The following is a 12,469-nucleotide window of genomic DNA, read 5'->3' as shown; positions in this document are numbered from 1 at the left end:
CGTCAGCGCAAAAGCGGTCGCGTCAGTCCTGGGAGGACAGGATCTTGCCGGCCATCAGCAAGTTGGCGAGCACCAGACCGGACCGCAACGGGGAAACCGCGGCGTCCTTTTGCGGCATCACGCCCACGACACCGCGCGACCGCAGCGTCTGCAAGGCGTGATCCGCATTGTCCGCTGCCCGGTCGACATCCGACATAAGCTGGCGCAGCTGTGCCCTGGGAGACATGATTCCATCCCGCTTTACCCATCCATCCTCAGGGTATGGGGACAGCCTTTCCGCTTTGTTAATGGCCCGGCAAATACTGCCGGCGACCCGGCAATTCGTTCACATGCGGCTCTGGCGCGGGTCGGCGGCATCCAGCACGCGAAACTGCACACGCTCGCGCCCCTGCCAGGTGTCGAGCGAAAGACAACCGGCGACATGCAGCGGATCGCCACGCTTTTCCAGCAGCATCTTGCCGAGCGGCGTGTCCGCCGCCTTGAAGGCAATCGCCTTGAGGCTGCCGCCGCCGCCATCGGCCAGCGTCAGGCGGACGTGCCCCTTGCCGACGGTATCGGCGTAGGACACGCGGTGGCTCGGGAGCGCGAAGACCGGCTCGGGGTGCCCGGCGCCGAAGGGGCCGGCCTGCTCAAGCGCATGCACCAGATCCGTGCTGGCGGCCGATGCCGTCAGCGCTCCGTCGATCTTCAGTTCGTTTTCCGCACGCGCGGTTTCCACCTGTGCCGCAAGCGCGGCGTCGAGAAAGGCGGAGAGATCGGCAAGACGGTCGCGCCGGACGGTAAGGCCCGCCGCCATGGCGTGGCCGCCGCCCTTCTCCAGAATGCCCTCGTCGACCGCCTTGCGCACGGCGGCCCCGAGATCCACGCCGGGAATGGAGCGCCCGGACCCGGTGCCCTTCCCGTTCACGTCATAGGCAATGGCGAAAGCGGGCCGGCGATAACGATCCTTCAGCCGCGAGGCCACGAGACCGACGACGCCCGGGTGCCAACCGTCGGAGCCGGTCAGCAGGACGCTCGGATCGCTCGCCTCGACGCTGACAAGCGCCTGGGCGTCGCCCTCCTCCAGCATGATGGCTTCCAGCGCCTGACGCTCGCCGTTCAGCCGGTCGAGCGTTTCGGCAATACCGCGCGCCTCGTCCATGTCGTGCGTGGTCAGCAGGCGCGCGCCAAGGGCGGCATCGCCGATGCGCCCGCCCGCGTTGATGCGCGGCCCGACCAGAAAGCCGAGATGATAGGGCGACGGCGGACCATGGACACGCGCGACATCGCAAAGGGCGGCAAGCCCGACATTGGCGCGCGCATGAAGCGCCAGGATACCCTTGCGCACAAAGGCACGGTTGAGGCCCTTGAGCGGAACCACGTCGCAGACCGTGCCAACGGCCGCGAGATCCAGCAAGGACAGGAGATCCGGCTCGCGCCGGGTCTTGAACAGGCTCCGGCGGCGCAATTCGCGATTGAGGCCCACCACGAACAGGAAAGTGACGCCGACGGCGGCAAGATGCCCGAGGCCCGACAAATCGTCCTGACGGTTCGGGTTGACCAGGGCGGCGGTCGGGGGCAGGTCCTCGCCGACCTGGTGATGATCGAGCACCACCACGTCGAGGCCGACGTCCCGGGCATCCGCAAAGGCCTCGAAGGAGGTGCTGCCGCAATCGACGCAGACGAGCAGATCCGCGCCCTCCTCCCGCAACATGCGGATCGCGGGACCATTCGGTCCGTAGCCTTCGATGATGCGGTCGGGAATGTGGATGCGATTGCGGATGCCGAGCGCGGAGAGGTAGCGGCTGAGCAACGCGGAGGATGTCGCCCCGTCGACATCGTAATCGCCGAAGATCGCGATGGTGTGGCCGGCCTGAATGGCATCGGCCACGCGCGCAACGCCGGACTCCAGGTCCTGAAGCACGGAGGGATCCGGCATCAGCGCCTTGACGGTAGGATCGAGAAACGCGTCCGCGCCGTCGATCGTCACGTCCCGGGCGGCGAGCACCCGGGCGACGACTTCGGGAATGTCACTGCGCTGCGCAATCGCGAGCGCAGTGGCATTCTGCTGCGGGCTGAGCCGTTCACGCCAGACACGTTCGCCGACGGAACGGCCGACCCCGAGCACCTGTCGGCGCTGTTCACGGTCAACCGGAAGGGTCGGGCTCATGCGCGGCGTCCGTCTTGCGGCCTGGGCGCGGTGCGCCTCAGTCCAGGTGGAATTTCTCGACCTGCGTGTGACGCGCCTTGATGTAGCGCACCGTGCCGGTGGTGGAGCGCATCACGACCGTATGGGTGGTGATGTCGTTGCGGCCGAAGCGAACGCCCTGGAGGAAGTTGCCGTCGGTCACGCCGGTGGCTGCGAAAAGCACGTCGCCGGTCGCCATCTCTTCCATGGTGTATTTGCGCTTGATGTCGGAGATGCCCATCTTGTGCGCGCGTTCCACCTGCTCGTCGCGGGTGATTACCAGCCGGCCCTGCATCTGGCCGCCGATGCAGCGAAGGGCCGCGGCCGCCAGAACGCCTTCCGGCGCACCGCCGATGCCCATGTAGATGTCGATGCCCGTCTCGTCGGGGTCTGTCGCATGGATGATCCCGGCCACATCGCCATCGCCGATCAGACGCACGGAGACGCCGGTCGCGCGCAGGTCCTCGATCAGGCGCGCATGGCGCGGACGGTCGAGCACGCAGGCGGTGATCTCGCCGACGGGAACGCCCTTGGCCTTCGCCAGCGCCGCGATGTTGTCGGCGACCGGCGCGTCGAGATCGACGATGCCGGCGGGATAGCCCGGGCCGATGGCGATCTTGTCCATATAGCTGTCGGGGGCGTTCAGGAGACCGCCCTTCGGTGCCAGCGCGATCACGGCCAGCGAGTTCGGCAGGTTCTTGGCGCAGATCGTCGTGCCTTCGAGGGGATCGAGCGCAATGTCGACGGCCGGCCCCTGACCGGTTCCCACGGTTTCGCCAATGTAGAGCATCGGCGCCTCGTCGCGCTCACCCTCGCCGATGACCACTGTCCCGTCGATGGGAAGGCAGTTGAGTTCGCGGCGCATGGCGTCGACGGCGGCCTGGTCGGCGGACATTTCGTCGCCACGACCGCGCAGGCGCGCGGCGGCAACGGCGGCGCGTTCGGTCACGCGGGCCAGTTCCAGGGTCAGGATGCGGTCGAGAGCTTCGCTATGCGCGGCGTCGGAGGTGGACATCGGATTTCCTCAAATCGGGGTCAACAAGGGGTCAACGGAGCTTTTCGATGCGGATCATCTGGGGCGTGCCCGCCACCACATTCCTCGCGGTGATCGTCCCCAGCGCCCGTTTCACGGCGGCTTCCGTGGTTTCATAGGTTGTCAGGATCACCGGCTGCGGCGCATCGCCATGCGTCTCCGCCTCCGCGTGAATGCGGGCGCGGTCGCGCTGCACGATGGATTCAAGCGAGATGCCCTCGTCCGCCATGATCTGCGCGATTTCGGCAAAGGCGCCGGAGCGGTCGTAGACCGCCAGACGGATATAATAGCCCCCCTCGTGCATGCGCATCCGCGCCGCCTGGTAGGGGGCAAGCTCATGCGCCGGCATGCCGAGCGTCGGCACCGACAGGCCGCGCGCCACGTCGACAATGTCGCCGAGCACGGCGGAGGCCGTCGCGCTGCCGCCCGCACCCGGGCCGACCAGCACGACCTCGCCGACGGCGTCGCCGTCGATCGCGACCGCGTTCAGCACACCGTCGATGCGCGCGATGGCGGAGGCCTTGGGCACCATCGTGGGATGCACGCGCTGCTCGATACCGCTGTCGGTGCGCTGGGCAACGCCGAGCAGCTTGATACGGTAGCCAAGCTCGCTGGCGGCCTCGATGTCGGCGCGGGTAATGGAGGAGATGCCCTCCAGATAGATCTTCTCGCTGTTGATCTGCGAGCCGAAGGCCAGCGACGTCAGGATCGCCAGCTTGTGGGCGGTGTCGTTGCCCTCGATGTCGAAGGTCGGATCGGCCTCTGCATAGCCGAGACGCTGGGCGTCTGCGAGGCAATCGGAAAAGTCGAGCCCGTCCTGCTCCATGCGGGTCAGGATGTAATTGCAGGTGCCGTTGAGAATGCCATAGACGCGGTCGATCTCGTTTCCGGCGAGCGACTCGCGCATGGTCTTGATGACCGGAATGCCGCCGGCGACGGCCGCCTCGTAGGACAGGCTGACGGAATGGTCTTCCGCAAGCCGGGCCAGCGCGACACCGTGTTTGGCGAGAAGCGCCTTGTTGGCGGTGACCACCGACTTGCCGGCGGAAAGGGCTGCGCGCACGCTGTCCTCGGCCGGACCGCTGTCGCCGCCGATCAGCTCGACGAACACGTCGATATCGGGCGAGCCGGCAAGCGCGACGGGATCGTCGAACCACGCCATGGCGGAGAGATCCGCGCCCCGGTCGCGCGTGCGGTCGCGCGCGCTCACCGCGCTGACGCGCACGGGACGACCGCAGCGCGCGGCCAATGCCGACGACCTGGTTTCCAGAAGGTGCAACAGGGAGGCGCCAACCGTCCCCAAGCCCGCGACGCCAACGCGCAGTTCAGTGGTCATAAATCCGCAATCCGTTTGTGAGCCGTGAAGGCGCAGGCGCCGAACGTGCCGCGCCTAACCCGATACCTCGATGGGGATCACGTTGTGCAACGTTTTGTCTGCGGTTTCAAGGAAGCGCCGCAGCCCTCGCGCCGCCTGGCGAATACGCTGCTCGTTTTCCACCAGCGCGATGCGGACATGGCCGTCCCCGTATTCGCCAAAGCCGAGCCCCGGCGCGACGGCAACGTCGGCATGTTCGATCAGGAGCTTTGAAAATTCCACCGAGCCGAGATGGCGGAACTTTTCCGGAATCGGCGCCCAGGCGAACATGCTTGCTTCAGGCGCGGGCACCTCCCATCCGGCGCGCCCGAAAGATTCCACCAGTGTGTCGCGGCGCTTCTTGTAGATCGCCCGCGCCTCGACGATGCAATCGTCCGGCCCGTTCAGCGCGGCGGTCGCGGCCACCTGGATCGGGGTAAAGGCGCCATAGTCGAGATAGGACTTCACCCGCGCCAGCGCCGAGATCAGCCGCTCGTTGCCGACAGCAAAGCCCATGCGCCAGCCCGGCATCGAATAGGTCTTCGACAGCGACGTGAATTCCACCGCGACATCGATGGCGCCCGGCACCTCGAGGATCGAGGGCGGCGGCGTCTCCCCGAAATAGATCTCGGAATAGGCGAGATCGGAGAGCACGAAGATGTCGTGCTTCTTGGCGAAGGCCACGACGTCTCGGTAAAACGCGAGATCGGCGACCGAGGCGGTCGGGTTCGCCGGATAGCACAGGATCATCGCGATGGGCTTGGGCACCGAATGCACAAGCGCGCGTTCCAGCGCGTGAAACACCTCCGGTCCCGGCTCGGAGGGAATCGCCCTGAGCACCGCGCCGGCCATCAGGAAGCCGAAGGCATGGATCGGATAGCTCGGGTTGGGCACCAGCACGACATCGCCCGGCGCGGAGATCGCCTGCGCCATGTTGGCGAAGCCTTCCTTGGAGCCGAGCGTCGCGACGACCTGGGTGTCCGGGTTGAGCTTCACGCCGAAGCGGCGCTCGTAATAGGCCGCCTGCGCGCGGCGAAGGCCGGGGATGCCCTTGGACGAGGAATAGCGGTGCGTCCTGGGGTTCTGCACCGTCTCGGTGAGCTTTTCGACGATGTGCTTCGGCGTCGGCAGATCGGGGTTGCCCATGCCGAGGTCGATGATATCGGCGCCGCCGGCGCGCGCCTTGGCCTTCAGCCGGTTGACCTGCTCGAAGACATAGGGCGGCAGGCGCCGGGTTTGATAGAATTCTTCCATGGTTCGATCCTCGCCCGCAGGCTGCAGAACGGCGCGCGCGGCCCCGCGTTGTCCGTTCGATCCGTCATGTCGCGATCCCGCGCGCTCGGCGTCCCGGGTCGCGGGGTTCTAGCAGGCGCTTGGTGCGCATGCACCGGCAAAAACGCCCGGTTGCCCTGCAATCTGTGCAAAGCCGCCCGCCGGGGACGTCACTCCTCCGCCGGCCCTTCGATATCGCGAATGGCGCGATCCGCGTGTTCGGCCCAAAGTCGTTTCAGCGCCTCGGAGGACGTCGTGGCTCTTGGTGTCGCGATCGCGTCGCGGCTGCGGGCAAGCGCCTCAAGACGCGAGCGCTGCTCTTCCGCTTCCTCGTAGGACATCAGCCCGCGCGACACCGAGGGGGCGCCGCTCAGCACACCGGCCGGCGCGCTCCCCGTCGGAGCGGCAGGCGATTGCAAGGCCTGTTCCAGCGGGGTGCCGGAGGACGTCCCCGGTTCCGTCTGCGCGACAGCGGAGGCCCCGGACGACAGCCTGTCTTCCGGCGTCACGGAGGACGCGGCTCCGGACGACACATAGGGATCGCCGCCCTCAAGCGCCTCGAACAAGGTGCCCGACGGCGCATAGGCGCAACCGGCGAGCAAGCCCGCGGCAACGATAACAAGGCCAAGTCTCATCAAGCGCCCTCGCGACAAATCGGCTCCGTCCTGATAAAACCGCAAGCGACCGGCTTGCAACCGCTGCGGCGTCTACGACATTGTAAGCGCTTTGTCCAACTTGTCAGCAGCGCGTCACCGAGCGCTAGTATGCCGGCAAGCGGACAAGCTACCAAATCAATACCCGGGCACGGCACAACGCCGCCTGCCCGGACCGACCACGCGGAGGGCGCAGTCAGGATGACGGACGACCACAAGAATCCCCTTCTCCATTACATCGTCAACAATCCTGAAGCCTTCGCACACAATCTCGCCCGCATCGTGGAGAACGCGGGCAAGGCGATGGCCGCCTATGTCGAGCCGCGCGAAAGGGGCGAGATCAAGCCGGAAATGGCGGACGAACTGACCGTCATCTTCAAGACGCTGGGCCAGGTTGGCGAATACTGGATGTCGGATCCGCAGCGCGCCATCGAGGCGCAGGGGCGCCTGTGGACCAAATATATCGATCTGTGGAACTCGTCGCTCAAGCGCATGATGGGCGAAGCCTCGACACCGGCGGTCTCCGCCGACCCGCGCGACAAGCGGTTCGGCGATCCGGAATGGAACGAAAACCAGTTCTTCGATTTCGTCAAACAGATCTACCTGATCACGTCGCAGTGGGCGGAGCAGCTCGTCGTCGAGGCTGCCGACCTCGACGAACACACACGCCACAAGGCGGATTTCTACGTCAAGCAGATCGCCAACGCGCTGTCGCCGTCGAACTTCGTGCTGACCAATCCGGAGCTTCTGCGCGAAACGCTGGAATCGAACGGCGAAAACCTCGTGCGCGGCATGAAGCTGCTTGCCGAGGACATCGAGGCGGGCAAGGGCGAGCTGAAGATCCGCCAGTCCGACCCGACCAAATTCAAGGTCGGCAAGAACCTCGGCATCACGCCGGGCAAGGTGATCGCGCAGAACGACGTGCGTCAGGTGATCCAGTACACGCCGACCACCGACACCGTGCTGAAACGACCGCTGATGATCGTGCCGCCGTGGATCAACAAGTTTTACATCCTCGATCTCAATCCGGAAAAGTCGTTCATCAAATGGGCCGTCGAACAGGGCCACACGGTCTTCGTCATTTCCTGGATCAATCCCGACGAGCATCAGGCGCAAAAGAGTTTCGAGCACTACATGCGCGAGGGCATCCTGGAAACGCTCGACGTGATCAAGCGTGCCACGAAGCAGGACGAGGTCAATGCGATCGGCTATTGCGTCGGCGGCACGCTTCTCGGCGTCACACTCGCCTATATGGCGGCCACGGGCGACACGCGGATCGCATCGGCGACCTTCTTCACAACGCAGGTCGATTTCACGCATGCCGGCGACCTGCAGGTCTTCGTCGACGAGGAACAGATCGAGGCGCTGGAACGGCGGATGGGCGAGAAGGGCTATCTCGATGGCACGAAGATGGCTTCGGCTTTCAACCTGCTGCGGTCCAATGACCTGATCTGGCCGTATGTGGTCAACAACTATCTGAAGGGAAAGGAACCCTTCCCCTTCGACCTGCTGTACTGGAATTCCGATTCCACCCGCATGCCGGCCGCCAACCATTCCTTCTATCTGCGCAGCTGCTATCTGGAAAACCGGCTGAGCAAGGGTACGATGGAGATCGGCGGAAAACGGCTCGACCTCGGCAAGGTCAAGATCCCGGTCTACAATCTGGCGACCCGCGAGGACCACATCGCGCCGCCGGAATCCGTGTTTCTCGGTTCGCAGTCCTTCGGGGGGCCGGTCGACTTCGTGCTGTCGGGTTCCGGGCACATCGCCGGCGTCGTCAACCCGCCGTCACGCAACAAGTACCAGTTCTGGACGGGACCGACCCCGACAGGAGAATACGACGACTGGCTGGCCAGGGCCGACGAAACTCCGGGGTCCTGGTGGCCGCATTGGGATGCGTGGATCCGCGCGCATGACGACACGACGGCAAAGGCCCGCAAACCTGGCGCCAACCGCATGAAAATCCTGGAAGATGCTCCCGGGAGCTTTGTGAAGGCAACGTCCTGAAGTTGTATTCGTCGCGAAATTCGCCCGTCTTTGCGTGGCATTCCGCGTCACCGTGCGCTAGACTTTCCGCCTCAGTCGGGGGGGCGGCCGTTTTGCAGCCCGGAAAGCCGGACCGGAACCAGCAGAGCCGACGATGCAAAGACCGACCATGCCAGACCAGATTCCATCCGAGCCGATGCAACGACGGGCCCGGGGCTATTCGGCCTATCGGCCGATGAACGCCGGGCGACTGCGGTTGCTGGGAATGGACTCCGCGGTCTGGCAACGCCATGCCAGCGGCTGGAGCGTGTGGACCCGCTTTGCGACCCTGCCCTTCCTGTTCCTGGCGGTGTGGGCGCACGGCTGGTACGGCTGGCCGACGGCGATTGCGCTTGTCGCTGCGGTTTGCGTCTGGCTATGGCTCAATCCCAGGATCTTTCCGCCGCCCAGACGCCTCGACAGCTGGCATGCGCGCGCCACATTCGGCGAGCGGGTCTGGCTCAACCGGGGAGTCGTTCCGATCCCGCCGGCGGACAACCGGCAGGCCGTCATCCTGTCACTGGTCACCGGCGCCGGTTTCCTCGTCGGCATGTGGGGCGCGATTGCGCTGCATGTTCCGGCAGTGATCGTCGGCACGCTGCTCACCTACGCCGGAAAGCTCGCCTTCCTGAAGAGCATGGCGCGGCTTTACGACGTGATGCGAGACGCCCACCCCGTCTACCGGTCCTGGACGGTGGTTCCGGTAAACGACAATCTTCCCGACAGCGGCTGCCACAGCAAGACGGGTTCCTGACGGCCTGCGGTGAGCTGTGTCAGACGTCCCTTGCGGAGGACGCGGTGGATGTCGCCGCGGAGCGTTCCGCTTCTTCCACATCCGTGTCGTAACCGGGATCCAGCGTTCCGCACAACCGGTCCCAGACGGAAAAGAAATTCGCGAAATTGTAGCGAAAACGCGAATGATGCCGGTCGTGGAAGGTCACGCAGACCATTGGCGAGGGACGGCGCACAAACGGCGAGGCATAGAACTCGAACCCCGAGTGGCCAATCGTTCCGTTGAAGTGATCGACCAGCCGATGCGCGATCAGGACCTCCACCGGGATCGGCAGGATGAACACCGCCCACAGATAGTAACTCTGCATGACAAAGGCATCGACAAGGTCGTCGCTGTAGGTGCTCCACACCGTCGGCGCCACGGAGCGATGATGCTCGGCGTGAAACCGGTAGAGCCAGCGCGTGTGCATCAGCCGGTGCCCCCAGTAGAACCAGGCATCGAAGGCGACGACCGAGACGGCGAACATGAGGATTGCCGACCACCATGTCAGCGGCAGCGGCGCGACGAAGGTCCATCCCTTGACCGACGCGAAGACGCCACCGGCGAGACACCCGGCCGTCACCGTCAGCGACACAACGCTTTGGCGGATCTCCGTCCACATGCGTTTTTCGCCACGCCGGTTCTGCTGGATCCGCCGCTCGGGATGCCGGTTCTGGATTGCGACGAGCACGGCCCCGGTCGCGAAATAGAGCGCCACGTTGATGCCATAGGCAACCGCATAGAACGGCAGAAATTCAAGCAGGACATCGAGCATCGCGGTTCAAGAACTCCCTTTCGCCCCCCAGTGCTTAGGGCGCGGGACCGCGCGGTGCAAGGCCGGAGACCTGCGTCATTGCCCGCGGGTCAGCACCCGGTCGAAGCGTTCCAGGGCCCAGTCGACATCGTCACGGGTCAGAACCAGCGGCGGCGCGATGCGGATCGTGTGATCATGCGTGTCCTTGGCGAGGATCCCCTCGCCTCGCAGCGCCTCGCAATAAGCGCGCGCGCCGCCGGCTTCCGGATGCAGCTCGACCGCCAGCATCAGCCCGCGCCCGCGCACCTCGCGGATCGCATTCGAGCGGATGCGCGACAAGCCCTCCTTGAAGTAATCGCCGACGACGGCCGCATTCTCGATCATCCCCTCCTCGACCAGCACCTTGAGGGCTGCACGCGCCACGGCGCAGGCAAGCGGATTGCCGCCAAAGGTCGAGCCGTGCTCGCCCGGCTGCAACACGCCCAGGACCTCGGAGTTGGAAAGCACGGCCGACACCGGGTAGAAGCCGCCCGACAGCGCCTTGCCGACGAGCGTCACATCTGCCTCGATCCCTTCATGCTCTTCCGCCAGCAGCTTGCCGGTGCGCCCGAGGCCCGTCTGGATCTCGTCGAGGATCAGCGTCACATTGTTGGCCGTGCAGATCTCGCGCACCTTCGCAAAATAGCCCGCCGGCGGGATCAGGATGCCGGCCTCGCCCTGGATCGGCTCGACCAGAAAGCCGACGGTGTTCGGCGTGATCGCCGCCTCAAGCGCCGCCGCGTCGCCGAAGGGAACGACGCGAAACCCGGGTGCGAAGGGGCCGAACCCGGTGCGCGCCGCCGGGTCGGTCGAGAAGCCGACGATGCCGAGCGTACGGCCGTGGAAATTGTTGTCGCAGACGATGATCTCGGCCTTGTTCTCCGGGACGCCCTTGACCTCATAGCCCCATTTGCGCACCGCCTTGACGGCGCTTTCAACGGCCTCCGCGCCCGAGTTCATCGGCAGGATCTTGTGTGCGCCGGTGAGGCGGGCGAGATCCTCGTAGAGCGGGGCAAGCTGGTCGTTGCGAAAGGCGCGCGAGGTCAGCGTCAGCTTCGAGGCCTGGGCGACCATCGCGTCGCGGATCACCGGATGGCAGTGCCCCTGGTTGACGGCGGAATAGGCCGCCAGACAATCGAGATAGCGGTTGCCGTCGACATCGTGGACCCAGACGCCCTCGCCCCGCGACAGCACCACGTCGATCGGCTTGTAGTTATGCGCGCCGAGAAGGTGTTCGGCGGCGATATAGTCTTCCGGCATGCGGCTCATGTGTCTCTCCCGGGATGATCGGTCGTCTGTGAAGGCCTGTTGCGGCGCAGGCGCGCGGGTTGTCAGGCAAAGGCCTGCGTGGGTCTGTCCATGACGTCCTGGCCAAAGAGGCTCGCCACCAGTTCCGCAAGGGCGATGGCGCTGCGGCCGCGCTCGTCGAGGAACGGGTTCAGCTCCACCACATCGAGCGAGACGGTGACGCCGGCATCCTCGAGCAACTCCATGACAAGATGCGCCTCGCGATAGGTCGCCCCGCCGGGAACGGTTGTTCCCACACCCGGAGCAATCTCGGGATCGAGGAAATCCACATCCAGCGATACATGAAGAACGCCGTTTTCCGATTTGATCCTGTTCAGGAATTCCCGCATCAGGACAGATACCCCGTTCTCATCGATCTGGCGCATGTCGCAGACGGTGACGCCACGCTCGCGCAGCAGGCGGCGCTCACCCGGATCGATGGACCGGGCTCCGAAAACGCACATGCGCTCCGGCGCGACGGTGGCCCGCGGCGTGTCGCCCATGACGGGCGCCAGCGTTGCCTCTCCGGCTGCGAGCGCCAGCGACATGCCGTGCATGTTGCCCGACGGCGAGGTCTCGGGCGTGTTGAAATCGGCATGGGCATCGAGCCAGAGCACGAACAGCGGACGGCCCTCTTCCTGCCAGTGCCGGGCGACCCCGCTTACCGACCCCATCGACAGCGAATGGTCGCCGCCGAGAAAGATCGGCAGATTCCCGGCGGCGGAAATGTCATGGGCCCGCTCGCACAGGGGCCGGACCCAGGCGGCAACCGTTTCCGGAAAATGGGCCGCCCCTTCGAGACGAAGCGGCCCGACCGACGCCTTGTCGAGCGGCGCGAGGTCGCCCAGATCCTCCACCGGCCACCCAAGCGCGGAGAGGCGCCCTTCCAGATCGGCGACGCGCAGCGCCGCCGGCCCCATGGCCGCACCCCGTCGTCCCGTTCCCGCCTCGAGCGGCACACCCAAAAGGGCGATCGGTCGTTTCAATTGATTGGGCATCGACACATCTTTCCTTTCGCAGTCCGGCACCGCGCACAGGGGCAACCGGTCCGTTTTGCACACGGACAAAGGCAACCGATGCGGAGGATGCGCGTGCGGGGCGTTGACGGAAAGT

Annotated in this window: 11 protein-coding genes; 2 read left to right on the top strand and 9 right to left on the bottom strand. The window is 65.6% G+C overall.

Annotated features, from left to right (window positions below):
• Positions 1-22: 22 nt before the first annotated feature.
• The 6 genes from G572_RS26135 to G572_RS0100900 form a co-directional block, all read right to left on the bottom strand.
• Entirely contained in the window at positions 23-226 is a 204-nt protein-coding gene (locus tag G572_RS26135) for a hypothetical protein (RefSeq protein ID WP_156884437.1), read from the bottom strand.
• Positions 227-325: 99 nt separating this feature from the next.
• Complete coding sequence (recJ, locus tag G572_RS0100920) at positions 326-2,149, bottom strand: single-stranded-DNA-specific exonuclease RecJ (protein WP_029056884.1); 1,824 nt, start codon at positions 2,147-2,149, stop codon at positions 326-328.
• A 37-nt stretch (positions 2,150-2,186) separates the two neighbouring features.
• On the bottom strand, positions 2,187-3,182 hold the full coding sequence (gene glpX, locus G572_RS0100915) for a class II fructose-bisphosphatase (RefSeq protein ID WP_029056883.1): 996 nt from the start codon (positions 3,180-3,182) through the stop codon (positions 2,187-2,189).
• Positions 3,183-3,213: 31 nt separating this feature from the next.
• Positions 3,214-4,536: a homoserine dehydrogenase gene (locus tag G572_RS0100910; protein WP_029056882.1), complete on the bottom strand. Its 1,323-nt coding sequence runs from the start codon at positions 4,534-4,536 to the stop codon at positions 3,214-3,216.
• Positions 4,537-4,590: 54 nt separating this feature from the next.
• Positions 4,591-5,808: an LL-diaminopimelate aminotransferase gene (locus tag G572_RS0100905; protein ID WP_029056881.1), complete on the bottom strand. Its 1,218-nt coding sequence runs from the start codon at positions 5,806-5,808 to the stop codon at positions 4,591-4,593.
• Between the two features lie 188 nt (positions 5,809-5,996).
• Positions 5,997-6,461, bottom strand: coding sequence for a hypothetical protein (locus G572_RS0100900; RefSeq protein ID WP_037544982.1), 465 nt, complete (start codon positions 6,459-6,461; stop codon positions 5,997-5,999).
• A 219-nt stretch (positions 6,462-6,680) separates the two neighbouring features.
• Here G572_RS0100900 and G572_RS0100895 point away from each other — a divergent pair, with 219 nt between their 5' ends.
• Together G572_RS0100895 and G572_RS21890 are read left to right on the top strand one after the other, a co-directional pair.
• A complete protein-coding gene (locus G572_RS0100895; protein ID WP_029056879.1) occupies positions 6,681-8,486 on the top strand; it encodes a PHA/PHB synthase family protein in 1,806 nt (601 codons plus the stop codon).
• Positions 8,487-8,634: 148 nt separating this feature from the next.
• Positions 8,635-9,258, top strand: a complete 624-nt coding sequence (locus G572_RS21890) for a DUF6653 family protein (protein ID WP_208978990.1) — start codon at positions 8,635-8,637, stop codon at positions 9,256-9,258.
• 19 nt (positions 9,259-9,277) lie between these two features.
• Here the strand turns inward: G572_RS21890 and G572_RS0100885 are convergent, their stop codons facing one another.
• From G572_RS0100885 to rocF, 3 genes are all read right to left on the bottom strand, one after another.
• A complete protein-coding gene (locus tag G572_RS0100885) occupies positions 9,278-10,051 on the bottom strand; it encodes a sterol desaturase family protein (RefSeq protein WP_029056878.1) in 774 nt (257 codons plus the stop codon).
• Positions 10,052-10,126: 75 nt separating this feature from the next.
• On the bottom strand, positions 10,127-11,338 hold the full coding sequence (gene rocD / locus G572_RS0100880; RefSeq protein ID WP_029056877.1) for an ornithine--oxo-acid transaminase: 1,212 nt from the start codon (positions 11,336-11,338) through the stop codon (positions 10,127-10,129).
• Positions 11,339-11,400: 62 nt separating this feature from the next.
• A complete protein-coding gene (rocF, locus tag G572_RS0100875) occupies positions 11,401-12,354 on the bottom strand; it encodes an arginase (RefSeq protein ID WP_037545472.1) in 954 nt (317 codons plus the stop codon).
• Positions 12,355-12,469 lie beyond the last annotated feature (115 nt).

Source organism: Stappia stellulata DSM 5886, from assembly GCF_000423705.1.
GTDB lineage: Bacteria > Pseudomonadota > Alphaproteobacteria > Rhizobiales > Stappiaceae > Stappia > Stappia stellulata.
Note: the sequence above shows the minus strand (reverse complement) of the source record. Positions and strands in the feature narration are given on the sequence as shown.

Excerpts from the sequence above, each read along its gene's own strand:
- glpX (WP_029056883.1), bottom strand. The coding sequence starts at position 3,182 with ATGTCCACCTCCGACGCCGCGCATAGCGAAGCTCTCGACCGCATCCTG.
- G572_RS0100895 (WP_029056879.1), top strand. The coding sequence starts at position 6,681 with ATGACGGACGACCACAAGAATCCCCTTCTCCATTACATCGTCAACAAT.
- G572_RS0100905 (WP_029056881.1), bottom strand. The coding sequence starts at position 5,808 with ATGGAAGAATTCTATCAAACCCGGCGCCTGCCGCCCTATGTCTTCGAG.
- G572_RS0100900 (WP_037544982.1), bottom strand. The coding sequence starts at position 6,461 with ATGAGACTTGGCCTTGTTATCGTTGCCGCGGGCTTGCTCGCCGGTTGC.
- recJ (WP_029056884.1), bottom strand. The coding sequence starts at position 2,149 with ATGAGCCCGACCCTTCCGGTTGACCGTGAACAGCGCCGACAGGTGCTC.
- G572_RS26135 (WP_156884437.1), bottom strand. The coding sequence starts at position 226 with ATGTCTCCCAGGGCACAGCTGCGCCAGCTTATGTCGGATGTCGACCGG.
- G572_RS0100885 (WP_029056878.1), bottom strand. The coding sequence starts at position 10,051 with ATGCTCGATGTCCTGCTTGAATTTCTGCCGTTCTATGCGGTTGCCTAT.
- rocD (WP_029056877.1), bottom strand. The coding sequence starts at position 11,338 with ATGAGCCGCATGCCGGAAGACTATATCGCCGCCGAACACCTTCTCGGC.
- G572_RS0100910 (WP_029056882.1), bottom strand. The coding sequence starts at position 4,536 with ATGACCACTGAACTGCGCGTTGGCGTCGCGGGCTTGGGGACGGTTGGC.
- rocF (WP_037545472.1), bottom strand. The coding sequence starts at position 12,354 with ATGCCCAATCAATTGAAACGACCGATCGCCCTTTTGGGTGTGCCGCTC.
- G572_RS21890 (WP_208978990.1), top strand. The coding sequence starts at position 8,635 with ATGCCAGACCAGATTCCATCCGAGCCGATGCAACGACGGGCCCGGGGC.